Origin of the sequence: Solibacillus sp. FSL H8-0523, from assembly GCF_038051985.1 — a bacterium.
In the GTDB taxonomy this organism is placed as follows: domain Bacteria; phylum Bacillota; class Bacilli; order Bacillales_A; family Planococcaceae; genus Solibacillus.
Window position 1 is genome coordinate 3,512,097 of record NZ_CP150291.1, and the last position, 24,276, is coordinate 3,536,372.

Genomic DNA, 24,276 nt, shown 5'->3' on the forward strand with positions numbered 1-24,276 from the left:
TTCTTTTATTGCTATAATATTTTTAAATGATAAATGAAAGAAGAAGGTGATTGCTTTGACAGAAGATTTATACTCGCAAAGAGAGGCTATGCTATTTAGCCAAAGAGTCGCACAATTATCAAAAGCTCTTTGGAAAGCTATCGAAAAAGATTGGCAAACTTGGATCAAGCCTTTCGATCTAAACATTAACGAGCACCACATTTTATGGATTTCGTACCACCTAAAAGGCGCCTCAATTTCGGATGTAGCTAAATTCGGCGTCATGCATGTATCTACTGCCTTTAACTTCTCAAAAAAGTTAGAAGAGCGTGGATTACTCACTTTCTCAAAACGTGATGAAGATAAACGTAATACATATGTTGAGTTAACACCAGCAGGTTCGGAGTTAATCTTACGTATGTATGACCATTACCACGACACAGAACATACGATTTTACAAGGCGCGTTACCGCTAAAAGAATTATATGGTCGCTTCCCAGAATTTTTAGATGTAATGGCTGTGATCCGTAACATTTATGGCGATGATTTTATCGAAATCTTTGAGCGCTCATTCTTTAATTTCAAAGAAACAATTGATGAATCCGGCAAAAAAATCGGGTCTACTGTAGAATCAACTTTATAATAGACTAAAGAAATGTCCTCATTACAGGTGATGACATTTCTTTTTTTGTCCATAAAATAGTATAATTTTTTATAACATGTTTACGCCTATAGATTTAATGAATAAACTTAGTAAATGATTTATCACTTACATTTAGGAGGTTGCTTGTGCACTGCTGGAAAACCATTAATATCGAACGCGAATATGGAACAACACGGCTTTATTTACTTGCAATCATCCTGTTCGTTCTCGTGTTTTGCTTTTCATATATTACGTTTAGCTTTAATTTTACTGGACGGCATATTGATCATTATTTATGGTTAGTCTTTTTAGTACTACCCTTGATTTATCCTGTTCATAAATTCTTGCATTATCTTGCGTTATTTCAATACAAGAATTCACTAGTCTTTCGCTTTAAGATTCAGTATCATTTTGTACCAATTATTCGTATGCGCCTGCAAACGGGCATTCCAAAATGGGCTTACGTATTCGCGTTAGTAACGCCGTTTTTGGTATTAAACACCGTTTTTATCGTTGGTGGATTTCTTGTACCAGGCTATGCGCATTATTTCAGTGCATTGCTTGCTTATCATTGCAGTATTTGTTTAATGGATTTTTTATATGTCAAAAATTTAAAGTCCGCACCAAACAATGCTATAATTGAAGAGACACCAAGAGGATATGAAATTTTAGTACCACTTGATTTTTAATTTTTTTGCTTAGAGGGGAGGAATAAATTTGTTACTACTTATTGTCATTTTATTTTCAGTAATATACTTATTCCAAATTAATCGAATGACGGCTGCCCTATGTATGCGTCGTGAAATTCCAGAAGAAAAACAACCTAAAATTTTCCGCACAATTAATGTACTGATTACCATTTTATTAGTTAGCCTGTATGTGGAAGTTTTACTCGCTGTTTAACTCGTCAAATAAACATTACTACGTATAAAGGTGATGCACTTGTGCATCACCTTTTGTGTTACCTACATAACCTAGTAAATAAACGCTGCTCCTACGATAATCAATAGGATGAATAATACGACTAATAGCGCAAAACCTGAACCGTAGCCGCCTCCGCCACCATTGTAGCCACCGCCACCACTCATACGCTCACCTCCTTTCTCCTTTTATCCTATGCACGCTCCTTTGTAAAACTTAGGCAATTTTGATATGCAACCATTTTGTTTTTAAATCGTTTATGTTATAGTAACTAGTGATTTTAAAGTTCAGTTAGGAGCGTATTTAAAAATGAAGAAAACACTTTTAGCATTAACATTCGCTGCTTCTTTAGGTTTAGCGGCATGTAGTAACCCTGGTGATGAAGTTGTCGTTTCAACAAGCGTTGGTGACATCACACAAGAAGATTTTTATAACTCAATCAAGGAAATTGCCGGCGATCAGCTTTTACAACAAGTGGTAGTCGAAAAAATCTTGAACGACAAATATGAAGTAACAGACAAAGAGATTGAAGAAGAATTAAAAACTGTTAAAGAACAATATGGTGAAGGCTACGAAGCAGCTTTAGCACAAAGCAACTTAACAGAAGATATGTTAAAAACAAACATCCGCTTCAGCTTATTACAAGAAAAAGCAACGATGGATGTTGACGTAACAGACGAAGAAATTCAAAACTATTACGACCAATCTTCTCAAGAGTTAAATGCTCGTCATATCTTAGTGGAAGACGAAGCTTTAGCAAAAGAGTTAGTTGAAAAACTAAAAGCTGGTGAAGATTTTGCAACATTAGCTAAAGAAAACTCAACAGATACTGGTTCTGCTGAAAAAGGCGGCGACCTAGGTTGGTTCTCTACGGGAACAATGGTACCTGCGTTTAACGATGCTGCTTACGCATTAGAAATTGATGCAATTTCTGAACCAGTACAATCTGACTTCGGTTACCACATCATCCAAGTATTGGACAAACGTGAAGTAAAAGACTACGGTTCATTAGAAGATAAAAAAGAAGAAATCCGTGAAGCGATCGCTGCTACTAAAGGCGACTGGAACACAAAAATGGCTGAGTTAATCAAAGAAGCAAAAGTTGACGTAAAAGACGCTGACTTAAAAGGCGCTTTTGAAAATATGACTTCAGCTGAATAAGCAAAAAAAAATGCGAAGTCCGAATGTGGACTCCGCATTTTTTTAGTTTTTCTTAACAAACTCTGATTTTAATTTCATTGCGCCGAAACCATCAATTTTGCAATCAATGTTGTGATCGCCTTCTACAAGACGAATATTTTTTACACGCGTACCAATTTTTAATGTAGATGAGCTACCTTTTACTTTTAAATCTTTAATCACCGTTACTGCATCGCCATCTACTAATAGATTGCCGTTTGCATCGCGGACAACTAAGCCCTCTTCTTCTACTGCTTCTGCAGCTTGTGGCCATTCATGTGCACATTCAGGGCACACATAGTTTGCACCATCTTCATACGTATATTCAGAGCCACATTGTGGGCATTTCGGATATTCCATTTTACATACCTCCAGTAGTTATTCCCTTCCATACTGTCATACTTCCCGCTTAGAAACAACTTTAGCTCATTAATCTACACGAATTCTACAAAACTAAAGCACTTTTCTTATAAATGATCGATGCGATTTCCGGTTTCTGTTAACCATAGTCCCACACCTAATAATGCGCCACCAATGACATTGCCGATAGTTACAGGAATCAAATTATGTATAAAGTCTCCCATTGTAAACGCTGCGCCTTGTGGGATAAGTGCTGTTACTGAAAATAACATCATATTTGCGATACTATGCTCAAAGCCACCTAAAATAAATGGGAAAATACAACAAAAAATTAGCGCGATTTTCGCCCCTTCACTTTTCACACGATACGTACACCACACCGCCAAACAAACAAGGAGGTTGCAATAAATGCCGCGAAATAAAAGTTCACTAAAGCTAGCAGATGTTTTTAACACGGTCACCTTTTCCACATACATCGCCAAATCACCAACGACATAGCCGGTCATTACGAGTAACCATGCACAAACATAGGCTCCAACAAAGTTCCCACCGTAACTCACAGTCCATACTTTCATAACACTAAACCACGAAATGCGTTTTTCAAGTGCGCCCATGGGTAACACGAGGTTATTACCTGTAAATAAATCCACCCCGCCAAGCATGACCATACAAAGCGCGATACCAAAAACCGCAGCCTGTACAATTTTAATGTACGGTACTTCTGCTGGTGTGAGCATGCCTCCGATGACGATAAAGGTTAGCATTCCAAAGCCAATAAAAAGCCCCCCGAAAAAGGCGAGCATAAGGTAACTAAATACGCTGCGCTCTAAAATTTTTACTTTCTTGTGTGCCATTGCTGCAATCGCTTGAAATGTTTCATTCAATTAGACTACCTCATTTCCTATAGATGTCTCCTAAATTATAACAAGATACGCGCTTCATGTAAGTGAATGTTTGAAAACAGTCTTTTTCTTAACATTCATATGTGAATCACTTAACACTTTATAAAATTATCGTTTAAAAACGAACGTTTCTATTTCATTCAATACAGAAATTCGTGAATATGTCATGAGTTCTGCTCTTTTTTGTTTTTAAGTAAAATAATTTCACGAATTTTCCCACATTTATAGAAAAAGAGTATATTATCAATTTAGAGATTATTTTACTTTACACAAGGAGTGTTTCCATTGACAGTTACGACAAAACGCGCATTTAACTTTAATGCAGGTCCATCAGCATTACCACTTGAGGTTTTACAAAAAGCACAAGCCGAGTTAGTTGATTTTAAAGGCACAGGCATGTCAGTTATGGAGCTTAGTCACCGTAGCGCGACATTTGAAGCGGTACATAACGAAGCGATCGCACGCTTACGTAAACTTTATGAGATTCCTGAAAATTACGAAGTACTATTTTTACAAGGCGGCGCAAGTCTTCAATTCACAATGATCCCGATGAACTTCTTAGCTCAAGGTCAAAAAGCAAGCTACATTCAAACAGGCGCTTGGTCTGAAAAAGCATTCAAGGAAGCAAAATTCTTTGGGACGCCAGTTGAAGCAGCAAGCACTAAAGAAAATAATTATAAAAACATCCCTGCCCTATCTGACATCACTGTCGACGAAGACGCGGCCTATGTTCACTTAACATCAAATAACACAATTTTCGGTACACAATGGAAAACGTTCCCGACAACAGATATTCCATTAATCGCAGATATGAGTTCTGATATTTTATCGAAAAAAGTAGATATTAGTAAGTTCGCGATGATTTACGCGGGTGCTCAAAAAAACCTTGGTCCTTCTGGAGTAACCGTGGTAATCGCACGTAAAGATTTACTAGAAACAGCAAACACAGACATTCCAACAATGTTACAATACGCAACTCATGTGAAAAACAACTCACTTTACAACACACCACCAACATTCGGAATTTACATGTTAGGTGAGGTATTAAAATGGGTGGAAGAGCAAGGCGGATTAGAGACAATCGAAAAACGTAACGAAGAAAAAGCAAAATACATTTACGATACAATTGACAACTCAAACGGCTTCTACTACGGTCATGCGACAGAGGATTCTCGTTCATTAATGAACATTACATTCCGTGTAGCAGACGAAGAATTAGAGAAAAAATTCTTAGCTGAAGCAAAAGAAGCTGGATTCGTTGGATTAAATGGTCACCGTTCAGTTGGCGGCTGCCGTGCATCAGCATACAATTCAGTACCTGTTGAAGCATGTAAAGCACTTGCAGACTTCATGGTGAAATTCCAGCAAGACAATCAATAATCGATTTTACAACTTGAAAAATGCTCCCTCACGTGGGGGCATTTTTTGTCTATATGCGGAGGTGTCGCTTTGAAAAAATGGCATTATAGTTGGATTATTTTAGCGGTAACATTCATTTCAATTATCGTTGCCGGTATTATTCGTTCCTCGGCCGGGGTATTTATCGACCCGTTTGAACAGGACTTTGGCTGGAGTCGTCCTTCGATTTCCCTTGCCTTTGCGGTTTGTTTATTTTTATATGGCTTTTCCGGTCCGTTTATGGCGGCTTTCGTTGAAAAATACGGGCTAAAACGTATGATGCTTGGCTCCATGCTACTATTATCCATTGCCCTTGCCTGCACATTTGTCATGAAACAAGAATGGCAGCTCATCCTTATTTGGGGTGTCATGATGGGCATTGGTTCTGGACTCTTTTTAACCGTACTCAGTACACAGGTTGCCAATCGTTGGTTTGTGAAACGCCGCGGCTTAGCAGTTGGTATTTTAACCGCCGCAACGGCAACCGGACAGCTTATTTTACTGCCTGTCCTTGCAACATTAGTAGATCGCTATTCATGGCAAACTGCGATTTTTTTAATTTTCATATTAAGCATAGTCATGCTACTGATTATCGCGCTCTTTATGCGGAATTATCCGAGCGAAAAAAATATTGGGCTTTATGGAAATGAAGAAGTTACTGAACCTGCACGCATACAAGTTGGGAATCCTTTTAAAATGGCGTTAAACGCTTTAGTGGAAGGGTTGAAGGTGAAGGAATTTTGGCTACTAGCCGGGAGCTTCTTTATTTGCGGATTATCGACAAGCGGACTCATCGGCACCCACTTTATTTCGTATTGTATTAGCTTTGGCATTCCGGTTGTTACCGCCGCTGCCATGCTATCGTTTATGGGCGTCTTTGATTTAATCGGTACCACATTATCCGGCTGGCTAACGGACCGTTTTGATAATCGCTGGCTCCTGTTTTGGTATTACTCACTGCGTGGGTTTTCGCTCCTTGCCTTACCGTTTGCATTAGCTAGTGGCTCGTCTACATGGCTCATGATTTTTGCGATTTTTTATGGGCTGGACTGGATTGCCACCGTTCCACCAACAATCGGCTTAACACGCCAACGCTTTGGACTCGAAAAAAGTGCCATGATGTACGGCTGGATGGTCGCCTTTCACCAAGTAGGGGCTGCTGTGGCGGCTTATTTTGGCGGTGTGGTCTTTGAAGCAATGGGCTCATACAAAATCGCCTTCTTACTAGCAGGCGGATTCTGCTTGATTGCTAGTTTGTTTGTTATTGTGATCAAAAAACAGCCAACTGCAGTCACTCTGCAAAAGTAAAGTGCAGAATCCGTGCTACGCTACGGGTGTAATCGCGTTGAAGCAAGGTGATTTTAGGCTTGAGTCCGTTGTACTGCGCTCCGGGGCACGCTTTTCTGAGGGCGTGGCTCCAACTAACTATTGATGCCTCTAACGGCGGCATCAATAGTGGATTTTCCGCGCACGCTGACCCTCTAGAAGTCGGCCCCTGCGCTCCGTACAACTCTTTTCGTTGAAGCGGATCTTTTCGTGGCTCACCCTTCGCTACGCGGCACTCTAATTTGGTATAAAGAGCACTTCTGTAAAAAAAGAATCTTTTTTTACATAGTACTACCTATAGGCACATCCGAGCATTTCCGCTCTCTGCAGCCTCGCGTTAGCGCAAGCGGCTGGTTTTCTCGCTCTTCACTTTATACTGAGCGCAACACTTTGCGATTGGTGGGCCTCGCAAACGGCAATAAAGGCAGTGATAGAGACACGTATCACGTGGCTTTATCGCTGTCTTGCCGTAGCCCACCAATCAAAACAGTAAAACTTTCTTAGAAAAGCAAACTAAATTCTTCTTATGAAAATAAAAATAAGCATGGACTCCTATTTAACTGGAATCCATGCTTATTTCGTTGGTTAAATTGTAGGCTTATAGAATGAACGGTTATCCAGTGGGAATAAGCGCTCTGTAAATTCTCCTGGCTTTGTTTTATCAAGCGCACGCGTTAGCATGTTCATTTTCGCATCAATATTGTCGATGTAATGCAAAATTTCGGCCTCTTGAATCATTGGCTTTTTCGGGCTACCCCATTCTTCTTTACCATGGTGTGATAAGACTAAATGTTGCAGTAACATCACTTCTTCGCCTTCGATATTTAATTCCGTTGCCGCTTGACCAATTTCATTGACCATAATCGAAATATGACCAAGTAAATTGCCTTCTACCGTATACATCGTACCAACTGGACCACTTAACTCAATGACTTTACCGATATCATGTAAAATCACACCTGCATACAACAGGTCGCGGTTTAATGTTGGATATAAATCACATATCGCTTCACTTAATTTCAACATTGACACAACATGATCGATTAAGCCTGATGCATAATCATGGTGATTTTTCGTTGCTGCCGGATAAATAATTAAACGCTCTTGATATTTTTTCACTAAAAATCGTGTGATTCGTGAAATGTTTGGATTTTGCAGTTGGAAGAAATATTGCATTAACTCTTCAAGTAGCTGCTCTTTTGGAACAGCTGAAGTTGGCAGTAAATCACCAATCGTAACGCCCTCTTCTTCACGTACTGGACGAATTTGTTTCACACGTAGCTGGTTTTTCCCACGGTAATCATGAATTTCGCCACCAACTTTTACAATTGCTTGGGCATAGTATAACGTTTCATGCTCTTCATTTGTATCCCACAGTTTCGCCTCAATGTCCCCGCTACGGTCTTGTAATACAAGTGACATGAACGGTTTCCCGACTGTTGTTACCCCTTTTTTTGCTTCTTTAATTAACAAATATTGATCGACTTGATCCCCAGGTTGAAGTTTCGTAATTCCATTCACAAACAACCACTCCTTTATTACGCTATTACAATTTATTGTAACATGTATATGCAAATGTTACCGAGTAAAAGACCGCGCTACCGTTCATGAACATGTCAAAAATTCAGTAATTTTCTACATTAATCAGAGTTATCCCGTGAATTGTCTAAATATTTTATGTATAATGAAATTATCTTGCTTATAAAGGGTGGTTGTAATGGAGAATTATCGTTTTACTGCATTCGAAAAAACGGGAGAAACTTTATTCGATGAAGTTTGGACTTTTGATAACGACGAAACCGCGAAAATTGAAGGCCAAAAGCAAATCGATGACAAGGGCATTGCCGAAAAAACACATCGCCTAGTCAATTCACAAGGGAAATTAATTTTATTCCACGTGTAAATATGCTTACATAATATTAAAAGGTGGGTACCCAAAATATTGGGTATCCACCTTTTTTTAAACGAATCGCTCAATCATTTTATAAAGCTCTTGATTCGTCGGTACTTGTAAATACATGCGCTGACGTACAATACGGTCTAACTCTTTTTCGATCATGCCACGTGCAAACGCCGCACGATTGTCCGTTGCAAACATCTCCCGAAATTCTTGTGGCATATTATAAATTTCATTGAAATCATGTAGTACTTGCTGCAATTCCCGCTCGTTCAATAAATATTGCTCCGATAAATCGGCTAACTGCTCATTAAAAATTTCCACCATTTTAGCTGCGTCATCTTTAATGATTAAATCTAACAGCTTTTTCGCAAGCTTTGTTGCTACAACACTACCTAATATTAAGCCAATAATCCCACCGATTAAACTAATAACCGCAGTACTAACATTTGGAATCGTAAAACCAATCCCACCACCAACGATTAAGCCACCAATACTTCCGGCTACACTTGCTGCGGTTTTTGATACATTTTTAAATAGCTGTGCAGGTGACATTTGGCCTTTAATGGTACGGACAATATCAACACTCGACATCACACCCGTCACAATTGCTCCTGTCACAACATTAGCATTTAATAACGTAATTGCCTTTTTAGCCGCAATCGAGCTGTATGCCGCCTTTTTTGTTGCGGAGCCGGCCATTCTCTTAACAACCGCTTTGGTACCATTCTTCTTAATAGCACCTAACATACCTTCATCTAACTCGATCTGTTCACTCATCGTAGCAAACTGGATCTGTTGTTCTATAATTTCCTCGGCGAATGATTCACCAATAATTGATAAGCCTGTTAAAACGGCATTTTCTACAGCATCCTCACGCTCTGCGCCATTCCATTTACTTTGGGCAAATGACAGCGCTGTACTCATACCGATTGTTTCCTCAAGAAAACAAATCATACCTTGCTCATTCATCGTTAAGTGATGAATGTTCCCAGCCTCTGCAATATGGCGCACCTGCTGATATGTGAATGCACCCTGCTTTATATAGTCAGTATTATTAAAATGCGCGATAACTTGTTCAAATTGATCAAATGGCACTTCTAAATAATTGATTTGACCTTCTTCTAGTTGCTCTAACTCAACTTCACAGATTGCAATCGTTTGTTCGACAGTTGGACAATAGACATTATGCAGTAATTGTCGATGTTTTTTAGAAAGCAGTATTTGTTCCACGAAGTACCTCCAGTTTTTAAGTCCTTCATTATCATAAGGGCATTCGGGGATGTTGTACAGATTTTTGTTCACTTAGAATTGTGAAAAATAAAAGAAAAAGAACTAGCACATTTCATGCTAGTTCCAATCTGTTTATTTCCCGTTAAACTGAGGTACTCGTTTTTCTACGAATGCTTGGATGCCCTCTAAATGATCTTTTGTTTGACGCATTTTCACTTGTCCCGCTGACTCGCCTTGTAAAATTTGTTCAAGCTGTGCTAAGTTTGCACCGTGTAAAATTTGCTTCGTTTCAATCATTGCTAAAATTGGTGAAGCAAGTAGTTTCCCAACAAGCTGATCGACTACGACACTTGCTGCGCCGTCTGCTACATTATAGTCAATCAAGCCAAGTGCTAATGCCTCCTCACCGTTTAACACTTTGCCTTCCCAAATCATTTGCTTGGCCTTTGCTGTACCTAAACGTTCCTTCATAAAGAAATGACCCGCACCGTCTGGAATTAAGCCGATTCCAATAAAGTTCATCGCAAGCTTACTTGACTGTTCTGCCACAATAATATCGCTACCTAACGCTAAGCTAAACCCTAGCCCCGCAGAAGCGCCGTGAATTTGCGCAATTGTCAGCATCGGTAGTGTGTAATAGGCTTTAACTAAACGTGCAATATCACCCATAATCGTGCCGAAATCTGAGAAGTCCGTGGAAGAGGCCATCATTTTCACATCGCCACCAGCAGAAAATACTTTTCCTTCTCCTTTAATAACAAGTACTTGTACACCCTGCTCCTTATGTAGCGCCTCAAAGCAATCCGCTAATTCGCGCATCATCGTAAAGTCCATCGCGTTCATTGCAGTTGGTCGATTTAATGTTAATGTTGCCTTACGTTCAGCGATTTCTAATTGAATAGTTTCGTACATTTCTATACACCCCTTATTTATGAATAATCATTCATTTCGACAACGTGTAGCATTTTCCCTTTATTTACTCAGGAATTTCCCAACTTGTAAACCTGTAAACAGACAACCACCAACAAATGTCCCTTCAAGCGAACGGTAGCCATGTACACCGCCACCACCAAAGCCACTCACTTCACCTGCTGCAAAAAGCCCTTTGATTGGGTCCCCTGTGTCGGTTAATACTTGCCCATCCAAATTCGTTTGTAAGCCCCCTAATGTTTTACGCGTCAAAATATTTAAGCGTACCGCAATGAGTGGTCCTGCTTTTGGATCTAAAATTTTATGAGGCTTTGCAGCACGAATTAATTTATCTCCTACATAATTACGTGCCCCGTGAATTGCTGTTACTTGTGCATCTTTTGAAAAATGATTATCCATTTCACGATCACGCGCTAAAATTTGGTCCTTAATATGAATGAAATCCAGTAACTCGCTACCGACAAGCTTGTTCATACCGTCCACTAAATCCTTTAAGCTATCAGCAACAACGAAGTCTTCCCCGTAGTCTTTAAACGCTTGCACGGCTGATGGTGGGCCAGGTAACACACGCTTTAATACTTCTTTAATACTTTTATTTGTTAAATCTAAATTTTGTTCCGAGCCGGACAATGCAAATTCTTTTTCAATTATTTTTTCCGTTAAAATAAACCACGAATAGTCATAGCCCGTTTGTCCAATCGCTTCAAGCGTGCTCAGCGTATCAAAGCCTGGGAAATTTGGAGCGCTAAAGCGATTGCCTGTTGCATCAAACCACATTGATGATGGACCAGGTAGAATACGAATGCCGTGATTTGGCCAAATCGGATTCCAGTTTTTCAAACCCTCTGTGTAATGCCACATACGGTCACGATTAACGATACGTCCACCAATTCCCTCTGCCATTTCAAGCACCTTTCCGTCCACATAAGCCGGTACACCCGACACCATATTTTCAGGTGGCTTACCGAGACGTGCGGGCCAATTTTTCTTTACCAGTTCAATATTGGCTCCAATACCACCACTTGCGACAACAACAGCATCTGCCGTGTATTCAAACGTATCCATGACAACTCGAGAACTTTTCTCTCCTCGTTCAATATTGCTTTCTTCTAATACATTGCCATGAATCCCTGTTACTGCACCATTTGTTGTTAACAGCTCTGTTACTTGATGACGTGGTTTATAGTCGATTTTGTCCGTGCTTGCTGCTTGTAACACTTTTTGTGCAAATGGCTCGACTAAGCCAGGACCTGTTCCCCACACAATGTGAAAGCGCGGTACAGAATTCCCATGCCCACCTGCTAGTGAGCCACCACGTTCTGCCCAACCAACTACCGGAAAAAAGTGAATGCCCTTTGATTTTAACCAGTTATATTTCTCCCCTGCGGCAAAATCTACATAAGCCTTCGCCCACTTGTAGCCCCATGCATCTTCATCGTCTAGCCGGTCAAACCCCGCCGTCCCAAGCCAATCTTGCCATGCCAGTTCCTTTGTATCTTTAATTCCAAGTCTTCTCTGCTCTGGTGAATCCACTAAAAACAAACCTCCAAATGACCAAAACGCCTGTCCGCCAATTGAATTGGCAGGCTCTTGATCGACAAGCAACACCTTTTTATTGGCATCCAGTAATTCACAAGCCGTCACTAATCCCGCTAATCCTGCACCTACAACAATTACATCATAATGCATACAAAACGCCTCCTTTGTGTTTCTTCTTTACATGTTCGTGCTTCGTTACAATTCCCCTTCAAAAATCAGAAGGAAAGTAAATCAAGCTCATTTCAAAAGCTGACAACTTTATGTCATAAAAAGTGAATCCGAATTTTCATTGTTATATTAATCAACTAAATTTTTCAGTAAATTCAATTAAATCTAGTTATATCAACATCGTTAGCGCTTACATCCAAAAGCCACCAAAACGAATGATTTGATAATTATTTTAAATATAGTTCGGTTTTTAACCATTACACACAGATGAAAACAAAAATAATTTCATAAATTCCGATAATTCCGTTGACAAAGGTGAACAATCGGGTTTATGATGTTAACAAATTTAATCACGACAAACTATTGTGATAGAGACATGCTAATTCGTTTTGTATAGCAAAGAGAGCTGGTGGTTGGTGTAAACCAGTGTATACGCGAAGTAAGTTCCACTCTTGAATAGAATAGCTGAACATTGTAGTAGGTTATTCCGTCCCATGCACGTTACGCATATGGATAAGGTTGTATGTATATTTTTCGGAATATTACAACAACGAATAAGGGTGGTACCGCGATTCTGATATTTATTAGCCTTTCGCCCCTTACAGTGACATGTAAGGGACGGAAGGCTTTTTTTATTATGTTTCATAAAACATAACAATCAAAAAAACGATGAAGATTAAGGGAGAGAATTTTATTATGGCAACTGAAGTTATCGAAAAGGCAACAAAAACAATTAACGTATTTATTGCAGATCCACTTAGTGAAGATGGGATTTTTCCATTACGTCAGGAAACTGAATTAAACTTAAACGTTATTATCGATACAGGTCTTGCTCCTGAAGAATTAATCGCAAAAATCGCGGACGTTGAAGTATTATTAGTTCGTTCTCAAACAACAGTAACGCGCGAAGTAATCGAAGCAGCAAAAAACTTAAAATTAATCGGTCGTGCTGGCGTAGGTGTAGATAACATCGACTTAACAGCTGCAACTGAGCACGGTATTATCGTAGTAAACGCACCAGATGGTAACACAAACTCTGCTGCTGAACATACAATCGCCATGATGACATCTTTAGCTCGTTACATTCCACAAGCCTTCAACACACTGAAAAACGGTAAATGGGACCGTAAATCATATGTTGGGGTTGAGTTAAAAAATAAAACATTAGGCGTAATCGGCATGGGCCGAATCGGTGCAGAAGTTGCTTACCGTGCAAAAGGTCAACGTATGAACGTTATCGCATATGACCCATTCTTAACTGAAGAGCGCGCAAAAGAGCTTGGCGTAACAAAAGGTACAGTGGATGAAGTTTGTGCAGCTGCTGAATTCATCACAGTGCATACGCCTCTATTACCTGAAACACGTAACATCATTAACAAAGAGCGCTTTGCAATTATGAAAGACGGCGTTCGCATTATTAACTGTGCTCGCGGTGGTATTATTAACGAAGATGATTTATATGACGCAATCGTAGAAGGTAAAGTCGCTGGCGCAGCACTTGACGTATTCATTGAAGAGCCTGCAACAGATCACAAATTACTAACGTTACCACAAGTGATCGCAACACCTCACTTAGGTGCATCTACAGTAGAAGCACAAGAATCAGTTGCTGTTGACGTATCAAACGACATCATTAAATTCTATAAAACAGGTACCGTAACAAACCCAGTAAACATGCCTTCAATTCCAAAAGAAAAGCTTGCACAAGTAGAGCCATTCTTTGCATTAGCTGAAAAGCTTGGTAAATTCTTAATCCAAGTAACAGAAGAAAGCATTCAACAATTAAACATCTCTTACGCGGGTGAAGTTGCAAACTTTGACGTTCGTCCATTAACAGCAAACGCTATTAAAGGCTTACTATCTACAAACCACGGTTCTCACGTAAACGATGTAAACGCACGTTACTTAGCTGAGCGTATCGGTATGCAAATTAACGAGCATAAAACAACAACTGCAAAAGGCTTCACAAACTTAATTACAGTTGAAATCGTAACAGAAACTGAAAAACATACAGTTGCTGGTACATTATTAAACGGCCTTGGCGCACGTATCGTAAAAGTAGAAGGCTTCGTTGTAGACGTAATTCCAAACGGCAACCTACTTTACATTAAAAACCAAGACAAACCAGGTTCAATCGGTCGCGTAGCAACAAAATTAGCAGAAAAAGAAATCAATATCGCAACGATGCAAGTAGGTCGTGATCAAGTTGGTGGTTCTGCTGTTATGATGCTTGTAGTGGATAATGAAGTAACAACGGAAGATTTAATTTATGTAGCACAACTTGAAAATATCGATGAAGTAAAAGCTATTTCTCTATAATTTCACCTTCAATACGGATAAGCGCATTATGCAGCTTATCCGTATTTTTTTACCAGTAAAATTAACTATTTTACACACGAATTCTACTCATTAATAATCCCAGTTGTAGTTCTTAATAAGGATTTATTTTACTTTCATTCAAGTTTTGTACAGTGAATTGTATACTAGACATATCAAGAAAAATTTTGACAATTCTAACGAAACTTATGCAAAGGAATTTTCTATATGAAAAAAACAATAATGCGATGTTTTATGACGCTTTGCTTCGGGTTTGTGCTTTTCTTTTTACCGCAACATTCAACAGCCTCACCTACTGCTGACATCAAGTTCACGCTTGAGGCGAGCGAGTTACTTGATGAGTCTTTCCAGTACGTTTTGACAGAATTACCGAAACACGCACCAGTTACCGTGTTAGCCGTGCAAGACGACTGGCTTAAAGTGCAATTCAAAACACAAGTTGGCTACATTAAAAGCGACCAGCTCACAATCCTTCCACCTCAATACATGCTCGTACAAGCAAAAAGTGCGCCACTTGTTCACGTGACGGATTTACAGCAAAGTGAGGGACGTGGCAAGCTCCATTTAAACAGTATCGTTGAGGTGTATCCAACAGATTCAAAAAATTTCGTTTTCGTACGCTACGGTCACCTAGCAGGCTATGTGAACAAACATCTACTTGTTCAACCAAAAGTCAAATTAATGACAGTAAAAGATCCAAAGGGTGTTGTCGTACGTTCTACTGCAAGTCCATCTGGTCCGGTCATTGGGCAACTTCCAGCCAAATCTGAAGTAAAGATGCTAACGACCCTAGTAGGTTGGGCATTTGTTACGACCGACAAACTATCAGGCTATGTGTTAGCAAGTAGCTTAATACCGGCAAAAGAAAAACCAGCTACTACAAAACCTACTAGTTCAACGAAAGTAAAAAAAATAGCGCTCACTTTTGATGATGGACCACATGCAAAAGTAACGCCGCAAATTTTAAAAATACTAGAGAAATACGATGCAAAAGCAACGTTTTTCGTTGTCGGAAATGAAGTAAAAAAGAATCCGAAAGTGCTACAAGCCGTTGCTGATGCAGGTCACGAAATCGGTAATCACACGTTTAATCATGCAAAACTAACAACTTTGTCAGCAAGAAAAATAAAGCTACAAATTGACTCCACTGACGCGGCGATTAAAGCAGTCATTGGGCAAAACGCTACTGTATTTCGTCCACCATATGGTGCTCTTAATAAAACCGTATCGAATCAATTAAAAGTACCGAGTGTGCTATGGACAATTGATACATTAGATTGGAAGCATCGCGATCCAAAGCAAACATTAGCATCGGTACAAAAAAACGCGAAAAACGGCAGTATTGTTTTACTACACGATATCCACCAAACAACAGCCGATGCATTAGAGCCTATTTTAGCGTTGCTGGAAAAGCAGGGCTATGAATTTGTAACTGTATCGGAAATTTTAAAGAAATAAAAAAAGTTCCATGATTCGTACTTGATTACGAATCGTGGAACTTTTTAATTAAAGGACTTTAAATTTAAAAATGTTAGTGTTTCTGAATCCATTGCAAAATCTAGTGTGCTCGCCACTTCAATACCTTGCGTCATACTTACAACCGCTACAGTTACTGCCGCTAACGTTGCCCCTACCGCAATAAACCCTGATAACAGGCGATGGGCTTTTTGCATTTCCACATTGGATTGTTTTACATCTTTTTTACGCACAAGCTTGAAAAATCGTTCGTGCTGATGAGGCATCGATAACACATGGGCACACGCTAAGCAGAGTTGGGCACTATGACGTGCGATCACTACAAAATCTACCTGTACATATTCAGTTGTACGTCCGCAGTTTTCACAGCGGCATGCTCCATTGTTATCCATAAGAACAACCTCTTTCATTGTATTTGTATAGCCAGTATATCATAAATTTTTAGAAAATTCTCTATTTTAAAGTCATTATTCTAGAAAACTAAAAAACGCATAGAAATCCATGCGTTTTTAGCATTTATAATGTTTGAACGAGCTTTAGAAATTCGGTTAATGACGTCACTTCATACGTCGGTGTCACATCTGGATTTTGTGGCTTGTCTTCCCGGTTAATCCATACATTGCGCATATTCACGCGAGATGAACCTAAAATATCCGTCATTAAATTATCGCCAACCATAATCCCATCGTCTTTTGTAACATTGGCCTTTTCCATTACAAACTCAAAAATGGACGCGTCTGGTTTTCCTTTACCAAAGTCGCCTGAAATAATAATGTGATCAAAGTACGGTACGATTTCGGGTGTGATTTCTAATTTTAATTTTTGTAGGCTTGGTGCACCATTTGTTAATAAGACAAGCTGATACTTGCCTTTTAGTTCATCTAAAACGGCAAAGGTATCCTCGTAGAAGAACGGTGCTTTTTTACGCTCTGCCACAAAGCGCTCTCCCAGTTCTGCGCCAAATGTAGCATCGTCTACACCAAGCGCGGCTAAACCATTCGTCCAAGATTGTGCACGGTAGCCCGGTACGATTTCCTTCATTTTTTGGAACTGTGGGGTAGGGTCATCAAATGTACCCCATAAACCTTCAAACGGGTTAATCCCAATTAACACTGTGTAATCATACGTTTCGTAGCTTTCATATAATGTACGTGCAGCTTTACGCACTTCGTCTTCAAGCTGTACAGCGTCTACGTTTTTCACTGAGCTTGCATAAGCACATGTTTTTTCAAATGCTGTTTTTACGGATTTTTGATCGTATAGCAGTGTATCATCTAAATCGAAAATAATTGTTTTAATTGCCATGAATTTTGCTCCTAAACTTTAATTATGTACACTCTTATTTTATCATAATAAAGCATGTTATTTTTGATTCATTTTGACTTTTCTAAAAATTAAATATAAGATCCTCACCATAAGTTGGGGATGACAGATATTTCTACTTGCGTCCCCTCTGCTACGCTACAGGGGAAACGCGTTGAAGCAAGATGATTTTAAGCTCGTGTCCGTTGTACTGCGTTCCGGGGCAGGCTTTCCGGGCGGCGTGGCTCCAACTAACTTTTGATGCCTCTGACGGCGGCATCAAAAGTGGATTTTCCGCGCACGCTTAATCGCCAAGGAGTCCGCCCCTGCACTCCGCACAACTCTATTCGTTGAAACAAGTGTTTATGTAGCTCACCCTTCGCTCCGCGTCACTCTGCTTCAGAAGCAAGTCGTGCTCATGCCGCAGCCCGCCAATCAATACAGTAAAACTTTATTAGAAACCGCAACCCCATGTTACGGTGATGAACCTATAAAGAAAGCACAGAAAACTCGCTTAACGTTTTCAGTGCTTTTTCATTCGAACTATTTATTCTTCTCACGCAACTGTTGCATTAAATTAGCGATGCGGTCTTTTTGGCTAACGGTCTCTTCGTTTAATACTGTTATCTCGTACGTACGCCCGTTATCGTTAATCGATACGATGTCACCTTGCTTCACTTCAATTGCTAAATCTGTGCGGTGAATGAGGAGTTGCTGTGTTTCTTCTGGGCGCTGTAAAAAAATCGCGTAATCCCCTTCAAAACGATCTAATGTATATTTTTTATGGTAGCTCACTAACGATGTCCCCCTTCGCATTTTTCAACTGTGCCGGATCCCCTGAGTTTAACCAAATTTGCTTTTTCGTCCATTCCAGTGAATTGCCCCTCGATTTTGCTTCACTACCACTCGTCACATAAATGATTTTACCCGGTGCTAAATTTACATTCGGGAAGTTGTATACTTGATTGCCTTCTACCGAAATTAATTGCCAGCCTTGTAAATTAACCGCTTCGTTACTGTTATTTTTAATCGCTACGATTTCAGCCTGTAAATCTAGACTCACTAATTCCACCTTACCTGACTTTGGTGGTGTAATCGAGCTTGTTGCGCCAATTCCTGTCCACGGCTTCGCGTTAATATCATACGTTACACCATCTGTCTTCACCACAATCATCCCTGATTCTGCCGTCCCGTAAATCTCACTACCGACTTGCGTTACTGCATCAACCACTTCTGCGTGGGGATGACCGTATTTATTGTCCTGACCATAGCTTAAAATCGTTGCAAGTGGACGCACTGCTTGAATAAATGGCAGTGAGCTGCTCGTATTCGAACCGTGATGCCCTGCTTTTAAAATCGTTGCTTCTACGTCTACCCCGTCTTGTATAAGCTGTTCTTCAATCGCATGCCCCGCATCACCCATTAATAAAAATGAAATATTTTGATAGGCTACACGTAATACAATGGATGCCTCGTTATTATCTGAGGCGTTTTCATCGCTTGCGACTACATCGACTAGTACTGTAGGATCAAGTGCCAATGTGTCACCTGCTTTTGGTACCGTATAACGAATATTTTTGTCATTTATTAATGTCAGCATTTCCTCGTACGTTTGTGAAGTATGTACTTTTCCTGAATCGATAAACTCTTTTATTGAAATCGAATTTAGTACTGCAATTAGCCCACCAATGTGATCAGCATCGGGGTGTGTGGCTACAACATAATCGAGCTTCGTTACACCTTGTGTACGTAAATAGTCGACCACGGTTTTCCCCGCGCTTTTTACACCGCCGTCAATGAGCATGGTCTTTCCGTTTGGGGCTTTAATTAAAATCGAATCCCCTTGCCCAACATCAATAAAGTGTACCGACATTTCTTTTCCTGCTACTGCCGGAGTTGTTTCTGTTACTTCTGTACAGCCCGTTAATACAAGCAGCATTGCTACTAAAAGCCCTATTAATCTTTTCATTTTGCCAATCCCTTTTTAGTTTTTCTATTCTTTAGTGTACACAACATTTGGCTAAATAAAAATGAAAAAAGGACCGACATGTATAAAGCATCGTCTGCCTGTTTCATCCGATGTTCGACCGTGATAAACTGCTTGAATGGGCGTTACAGTCGCGCACAGAAAAAAGGAATGCTACCGAGGTAACATTCCCTGTTTACATATGATTATGATGAATACAGCTCATCTAAAATTTTTATTTTCTTAGCAATTGCCTCTTCAAACGTCATAATGTACGCCGCCGGATCTTTTGGATTGTGGAATTGCGTAATTTTGCCCGTTTCCGGGTGCACAAATTTCGACGATGCTCCGCAACCAATACCTAAAATCGTTTGGACTTCTTCCATAATAACGATGTTGTAAATCGATTCTTCATTTGGCTTACAGTAGCCGACATTTTCTAAGTTCCCTAAAATATTTTTTTGACGATATAAGTAGTATGGGACATAGCCATTTTCAGCTGTCCAGTCCGTCGCCATTTGCATCATTTGTGCCACAGTATCACGGTCTGCTACTTTATATTTATCTTTATTACGCGTCATTTCCGATGCACGCTTAAAGCTCAGTGTATGCACCGTTAAGCTTTCTGGCTGCATTTTTGCTGATTCCTCTAATGAATGCTGAAATTCCTCGATGCCTTCATTTGGTAAACCAATAATTAAGTCCATATTAATGTTGTTCATGCCTGAATTACGTGACAGCCAGAACTTTTCAATCGTTTCTTCTACAGTATGGTGACGGCCAATTGCTTTTAATGTTTCTTGTGTGTAGCTTTGTGGGTTAACCGAAATACGGTCAATGCCCCATTTTTTCAGCACTTCAATTTTTTCTGGTGTAATCGTATCTGGGCGACCTGCCTCCACCGTAATCTCACGAATCGATTCGGGATTTGGGAATGCATCAAACATCGTTTTATAAAGGGCATCCATTTCATGCGCCTCAATTGATGTTGGTGTACCCCCACCCCAATAAATTGACGTAATGCGCATGTTTTTCTTCGTTAACCATTTACCCATCTCTTGTAATTCAATGTGTAGCCCGTCGATAAACTTGTCCACGCGACCTGCTTTGCGATTCGATTGAATGGCATACGCGGGGAATGTACAGTACGCACACATTGTTGGACAGAATGGTACACCAATGTAAATCGAAATTTCACGTCCAAGCTCATCTAAATCAGGAATAATCATCAGTTGACGTTCCACAATGGCTTTCATAAGCGCAATTTTTTGATCCGAAATACGGAAATCCTCTTTTAAAATCGTCGCAATTTCTGCATCTGTTTTCCCAGCTTTACGGTAGTTATGATATAGCTTTGTTGGGCGAACGCCTGTTAAAATCCCCCACTGCTGTGTCATGCCTGAATATTGTTCCAGTACATCGAGCATCACGTGAGATAACGCACGCTTCAGACGAATATTTTGCTCTTTTTCCGTCCCCTCTGTCGCATAAGCTATTGAATAATTGCTCGTGTATGTCTCGTTCTCAACAGTTAGTTTGGCTGTAGTTTGAACCGTAAACGTTTCATCAATCGAATGCTCGAACGCCATTAGCATATCCGCGCCGTCTTGTTCGATTTGGATAACTGAATCCTCATAAAACAAATTCGCAATATGATTTAATACGCGCGTCCAGTCTTCTTTAAATTGTTGATTTATATGAATTGTTTTCATTATTTCTTCTCTACTTTCCTATCTATTGAAAAACATATTGTCGATTATTTACTAAATACAAAATCCATCTCATTGTATCAAAAAATGAAATGGAATAAAGGAATCGTGCTTATTTTCAGTGGAAAAATTATTAAAAAAATAATTTTATTTTAACTTAATTTTAACCTTACAAAGATATAATTTAGTTACATCATAAGGAATGGAAATGATTATCCATTATCCGTTCACGCGATTGTTAAAAATTAACTATAAACATTAGACTTAGTTGACAGAATATTTTATACTTTCAATGAGTCGACGTTATATGGAGGTGGAAAGGTTGATTATTTCGCAAAAATTAACATCAGAAAATTTTACGACAATTGTAAATCAATTATTTATCAACATTCATAAGTTTGATTTAAATCGCTGCGACGAACGTACATTTTACATTACAATCAATGTGTCTTATGCGAACCATTCAACGACCTGTGATTTAATTTTTTTAGTGGATCGGGATGAATTATTCGGGGCCATTTCGTTAAATAATCTTTACGAAAACGTACAACGCTTCTTTTCCCAGCATTTTAACTACCAATTACTGTACACAGACGAAATGCACATCGCAAAGCTGGCGACAAAGCATCCTCATTTTTCAGATAGCATTCGACTATACACACAAAAATTTCCTAAGCATTCCGTTGCATTGTAAAAGGCTCACACAAATGTGTGAGCCTTTAGTTATTAATTGCGTCCTAGTTGCTCAAACTTTTCGTAGTTTGATCACTCTTTCACGCAATAAATCTTATAATTCGTCGTATAACGCTTGGATTGGTTGTGTAATAATACGGTTTACTTCTTGAATCACTGTGCTTAACGCCATTTCAGCTTCTAGCATAGCTAAAATCTTCATGTCTTGTTGCGCTAATTGTGCTGTTTTTTGTAGGTATACATACTCTTCTTCTGTAAGCTCTTCACCAGCTGTTTGCTTTTCTTGAAACTTCATTTGTACATCACGGAAGTTTGTGAATAATGTTTTTGATTCTTCGTCTTCACGTACCGCCTCTACCGCTTTTTGTAGATTGACGAATTCCTCTGTTTTACGGAATGTTGCTTGAAGCTTGTTAATATCATCATAAATGTTGATCACTTGTATGTCCTACCTTCTTGTTTTAATTCGTCATAAAGACGATAATCGCTTGAATCAGCCCGACAAGACCACCAATAATACCACCTAGCCAAGTAATCAGCTTAAGCTCTTTGCTAATAATACCAAGCACCAGCTCTTCTAACTTCGCAATTGGGAATGAATCCACCTGCTCACGCACAACTTCCGCTAAATTTAAACGTTTTAACACGTCTTCAATTTTACCTTCTGCTGCGATAAACAGTTTATCCATCATTTTCGGTAGCAGCTCATCTGTTGCCCACTGTTTCCCCTGTGGCCAATAATCATTAATCGTTTTGTCTAAGCGAGATTCAAGGGCTAATGCATTTTTTGCATAGCTTTGAATGCTTGTTTCAATCGTATCAAAGTTTACATCATTCATAAAGTCCATTGCTGGGCGATTTTTAATTTTCTCCCACTCTGCACTAAAAATACGTTGCAGTAATGCGGCTGTTCCTGGTGCTTGTAAAAACTTCACAAGCTCGCGCTGCACTTTATCGACAAGTGATGTCGAATCACCTAAAAACATTTGAATCATCCCACCAAACGAACCCTTCGTTGATAAAAAATCATCCAGCATATTTTTAATCGTTAATGTACCTTCTGGCGATAAGAAATAATCCTCACCCTTTTGCAAAATTTGTACCACTGCCTCATCAATTTTACGATCTAGCACCGGTTCTAAATCCGTTGGTAAAATTTCGCGAATCGCTTTTGTAGATAATGTATTTTTCACCGACATAAATTGACTGCGAATCAGTTCATCTACTTTCCCTTCAACCGTTTGAGTTAATGAAGAAAAGCCTGCTAAATGAAGCCAATCATTTAATTTTTTTTCTTCTGTAAATACGTCTTGCGCTACTTTTTCCTGCGCAAATGTTAATACACTTGCACGCACTTCTGGTGATAAAAATTTCTTTTTAATCGTTTCTGGTGTTAATAAATATTCTGATACTGTTTTCCCTAATTGAATCGCTAAATCACCGCGACGTTTTGGAATTAAACCCGGCGTTAAAGGTAACTTCCACTTTTTAAAGTAGATTGGCTTATACGGACGAAATAACATTTTAATTGCCATATAATTTGTCGCTGCTCCAACAACCGCCCCTACCACACCAAGCAACAGTAATAGCGTAATAAATTCTCCCATTGTCTTCACTCTTTTCTCATCTATCTTACTTCTATTATTAATTTGTTCAAACAAAAATTGCAACAACAGACTACTTTCTTGTACGATTAAATAGGGAGGGATGTTTCATGATTCAACATTTTAGCTATAAACCATTATTCGAAAACAGCCAAATTCCTGGTTGGTCCGTCAGCTTCTTTTTTAAAAACGAACGTTACAAAGCAGAATATTATAAAGATGGCAGCATTAAATTTATCGGTAACACACCACAAGAACTTGCCAATGTAGAAAAAATGATTCACGAACTTATGTTGTTCCACGTTTATGAATAAGGAACAAAAGCGCTAAAGGGCCATTAAGCAATCTATAATTTCCTTAACAGTAAAAGAGCATCCTCAAATTTTGAGGATGCTCTCTTTATGCGCATTCAAGTAAATTATCAAAATAGCTGGCTAGAGAGTTTATTTGCTGGCATTTTTTTAAAATAAAGTTCTCGTCTATTTATCTAATTTATTACTCATTACATTACCATTAAAATACTGAAAATTCAATTTTTCACTTAAATATTTTTTTCTTAATCACCTCACTTAAATTCCCTTTCATTTATAACTAACAAAATTTGTTTTTTTAACGTAAATATTTTATCATTGTATTATTAAATTTTTTTTAGGAGGTGTACTCTTTATTTGCCACGCTCATTCGCGCCGCAAATAAGGACTATATTTGGACGTA

Annotated in this window: 25 protein-coding genes and 1 other annotated feature; of the genes, 11 read left to right on the plus strand and 14 right to left on the minus strand. The window is 39.1% G+C overall.

The window, feature by feature from the left end; genetic code table 11:
* Positions 1-49 precede the first annotated feature (49 nt).
* The 3 genes from NSQ62_RS17570 (at position 50) to NSQ62_RS17580 (ending at position 1,525) form a co-directional block, all read left to right on the plus strand.
* Positions 50-622 (plus strand): HTH-type transcriptional regulator Hpr, encoded by a 573-nt coding sequence (locus tag NSQ62_RS17570; RefSeq protein ID WP_341323968.1) that lies wholly within the window; start codon positions 50-52, stop codon positions 620-622.
* A gap of 146 nt (positions 623-768) precedes the next feature.
* The gene (locus NSQ62_RS17575) at positions 769-1,311 is read left to right on the plus strand and encodes a DUF3267 domain-containing protein (protein ID WP_341321378.1); all 543 of its coding nucleotides are present in this window, start codon (positions 769-771) and stop codon (positions 1,309-1,311) included.
* A 28-nt stretch (positions 1,312-1,339) separates the two neighbouring features.
* Entirely contained in the window at positions 1,340-1,525 is a 186-nt protein-coding gene (locus NSQ62_RS17580) for a hypothetical protein (protein ID WP_341321379.1), read from the plus strand.
* A gap of 71 nt (positions 1,526-1,596) precedes the next feature.
* On the opposite strand, the gene NSQ62_RS17585 is transcribed toward NSQ62_RS17580, so the two are convergent.
* On the minus strand, positions 1,597-1,710 hold the full coding sequence (locus NSQ62_RS17585) for a YjcZ family sporulation protein (protein WP_341321380.1): 114 nt from the start codon (positions 1,708-1,710) through the stop codon (positions 1,597-1,599).
* A gap of 142 nt (positions 1,711-1,852) precedes the next feature.
* Here NSQ62_RS17585 and NSQ62_RS17590 point away from each other — a divergent pair, with 142 nt between their 5' ends.
* Positions 1,853-2,704, plus strand: coding sequence for a peptidylprolyl isomerase (locus tag NSQ62_RS17590; protein WP_341321381.1), 852 nt, complete (start codon positions 1,853-1,855; stop codon positions 2,702-2,704).
* A gap of 42 nt (positions 2,705-2,746) precedes the next feature.
* On the opposite strand, the gene NSQ62_RS17595 is transcribed toward NSQ62_RS17590, so the two are convergent.
* Together NSQ62_RS17595 and NSQ62_RS17600 are read right to left on the minus strand one after the other, a co-directional pair.
* Positions 2,747-3,082 carry a zinc ribbon domain-containing protein YjdM gene (locus NSQ62_RS17595; protein WP_341321382.1) on the minus strand — a complete coding sequence of 112 codons (336 nt, stop codon included), beginning with the start codon at positions 3,080-3,082 and terminating at the stop codon, positions 2,747-2,749.
* A 107-nt stretch (positions 3,083-3,189) separates the two neighbouring features.
* A complete protein-coding gene (locus tag NSQ62_RS17600; protein WP_341321383.1) occupies positions 3,190-3,966 on the minus strand; it encodes a formate/nitrite transporter family protein in 777 nt (258 codons plus the stop codon).
* Positions 3,967-4,269: 303 nt separating this feature from the next.
* Between NSQ62_RS17600 and serC the strand changes: the two genes are divergently transcribed.
* Both serC and NSQ62_RS17610 read left to right on the plus strand, forming a co-directional pair.
* Positions 4,270-5,364, plus strand: a complete 1,095-nt coding sequence (gene serC, locus NSQ62_RS17605; protein WP_341321384.1) for a 3-phosphoserine/phosphohydroxythreonine transaminase — start codon at positions 4,270-4,272, stop codon at positions 5,362-5,364.
* A 69-nt stretch (positions 5,365-5,433) separates the two neighbouring features.
* Positions 5,434-6,690, plus strand: coding sequence for an MFS transporter (locus tag NSQ62_RS17610; protein WP_341321385.1), 1,257 nt, complete (start codon positions 5,434-5,436; stop codon positions 6,688-6,690).
* 603 nt (positions 6,691-7,293) lie between these two features.
* Here NSQ62_RS17610 and yhaM read toward each other — a convergent pair.
* Positions 7,294-8,229: a 3'-5' exoribonuclease YhaM gene (gene yhaM / locus NSQ62_RS17615; protein ID WP_341321386.1), complete on the minus strand. Its 936-nt coding sequence runs from the start codon at positions 8,227-8,229 to the stop codon at positions 7,294-7,296.
* Positions 8,230-8,425: 196 nt separating this feature from the next.
* On the opposite strand from yhaM, the gene NSQ62_RS17620 reads away from it, so the two are divergent.
* Positions 8,426-8,611 (plus strand): YhzD family protein, encoded by a 186-nt coding sequence (locus NSQ62_RS17620; RefSeq protein WP_341321387.1) that lies wholly within the window; start codon positions 8,426-8,428, stop codon positions 8,609-8,611.
* Between the two features lie 57 nt (positions 8,612-8,668).
* Here the strand turns inward: NSQ62_RS17620 and NSQ62_RS17625 are convergent, their stop codons facing one another.
* From NSQ62_RS17625 to NSQ62_RS17635, 3 genes are all read right to left on the minus strand, one after another.
* Positions 8,669-9,838, minus strand: coding sequence for a hypothetical protein (locus NSQ62_RS17625; protein ID WP_341321388.1), 1,170 nt, complete (start codon positions 9,836-9,838; stop codon positions 8,669-8,671).
* 132 nt (positions 9,839-9,970) lie between these two features.
* The gene (locus tag NSQ62_RS17630) at positions 9,971-10,750 is read right to left on the minus strand and encodes an enoyl-CoA hydratase (RefSeq protein ID WP_341321389.1); all 780 of its coding nucleotides are present in this window, start codon (positions 10,748-10,750) and stop codon (positions 9,971-9,973) included.
* Between the two features lie 60 nt (positions 10,751-10,810).
* Positions 10,811-12,457, minus strand: coding sequence for an FAD-binding dehydrogenase (locus NSQ62_RS17635; RefSeq protein WP_341321390.1), 1,647 nt, complete (start codon positions 12,455-12,457; stop codon positions 10,811-10,813).
* Positions 12,458-12,831: 374 nt separating this feature from the next.
* Positions 12,832-13,078 (plus strand) — a binding site (T-box leader).
* A 93-nt stretch (positions 13,079-13,171) separates the two neighbouring features.
* On the opposite strand from NSQ62_RS17635, the gene serA reads away from it, so the two are divergent.
* Positions 13,172-14,794 (plus strand): phosphoglycerate dehydrogenase, encoded by a 1,623-nt coding sequence (gene serA, locus NSQ62_RS17640; RefSeq protein ID WP_341321391.1) that lies wholly within the window; start codon positions 13,172-13,174, stop codon positions 14,792-14,794.
* Between the two features lie 225 nt (positions 14,795-15,019).
* The gene (locus NSQ62_RS17645) at positions 15,020-16,270 is read left to right on the plus strand and encodes a polysaccharide deacetylase family protein (protein WP_341321392.1); all 1,251 of its coding nucleotides are present in this window, start codon (positions 15,020-15,022) and stop codon (positions 16,268-16,270) included.
* A 44-nt stretch (positions 16,271-16,314) separates the two neighbouring features.
* Here NSQ62_RS17645 and NSQ62_RS17650 read toward each other — a convergent pair whose 3' ends face one another.
* The 5 genes from NSQ62_RS17650 to NSQ62_RS17670 form a co-directional block, all read right to left on the minus strand.
* Entirely contained in the window at positions 16,315-16,680 is a 366-nt protein-coding gene (locus NSQ62_RS17650; protein WP_341321393.1) for a DNA polymerase III subunit delta, read from the minus strand.
* A gap of 124 nt (positions 16,681-16,804) precedes the next feature.
* Positions 16,805-17,593, minus strand: coding sequence for an HAD family hydrolase (locus NSQ62_RS17655; protein ID WP_341321394.1), 789 nt, complete (start codon positions 17,591-17,593; stop codon positions 16,805-16,807).
* A 540-nt stretch (positions 17,594-18,133) separates the two neighbouring features.
* On the minus strand, positions 18,134-18,385 hold the full coding sequence (locus NSQ62_RS17660; protein ID WP_341321395.1) for a DUF3006 domain-containing protein: 252 nt from the start codon (positions 18,383-18,385) through the stop codon (positions 18,134-18,136).
* Entirely contained in the window at positions 18,372-19,559 is a 1,188-nt protein-coding gene (locus NSQ62_RS17665; protein WP_341321396.1) for an MBL fold metallo-hydrolase, read from the minus strand. Before NSQ62_RS17665 ends, NSQ62_RS17660 begins: the two co-directional genes overlap by 14 nt.
* A 203-nt stretch (positions 19,560-19,762) precedes the next feature.
* Positions 19,763-21,268: a coproporphyrinogen III oxidase gene (locus NSQ62_RS17670; protein WP_341321397.1), complete on the minus strand. Its 1,506-nt coding sequence runs from the start codon at positions 21,266-21,268 to the stop codon at positions 19,763-19,765.
* Between the two features lie 319 nt (positions 21,269-21,587).
* Between NSQ62_RS17670 and NSQ62_RS17675 the strand changes: the two genes are divergently transcribed.
* Positions 21,588-21,959, plus strand: coding sequence for a hypothetical protein (locus NSQ62_RS17675; RefSeq protein WP_341321398.1), 372 nt, complete (start codon positions 21,588-21,590; stop codon positions 21,957-21,959).
* Positions 21,960-22,052: 93 nt separating this feature from the next.
* On the opposite strand, the gene NSQ62_RS17680 is transcribed toward NSQ62_RS17675, so the two are convergent.
* Together NSQ62_RS17680 and NSQ62_RS17685 are read right to left on the minus strand one after the other, a co-directional pair.
* Positions 22,053-22,397 (minus strand): YlbF family regulator, encoded by a 345-nt coding sequence (locus NSQ62_RS17680; protein WP_341321399.1) that lies wholly within the window; start codon positions 22,395-22,397, stop codon positions 22,053-22,055.
* Positions 22,398-22,419: 22 nt separating this feature from the next.
* Positions 22,420-23,565, minus strand: a complete 1,146-nt coding sequence (locus tag NSQ62_RS17685) for a DUF445 family protein (RefSeq protein ID WP_341321400.1) — start codon at positions 23,563-23,565, stop codon at positions 22,420-22,422.
* Between the two features lie 107 nt (positions 23,566-23,672).
* Between NSQ62_RS17685 and NSQ62_RS17690 the strand changes: the two genes are divergently transcribed.
* A complete protein-coding gene (locus NSQ62_RS17690) occupies positions 23,673-23,876 on the plus strand; it encodes a YheE family protein (RefSeq protein ID WP_341321401.1) in 204 nt (67 codons plus the stop codon).
* The last annotated feature ends 400 nt before the right edge of the window (positions 23,877-24,276 follow it).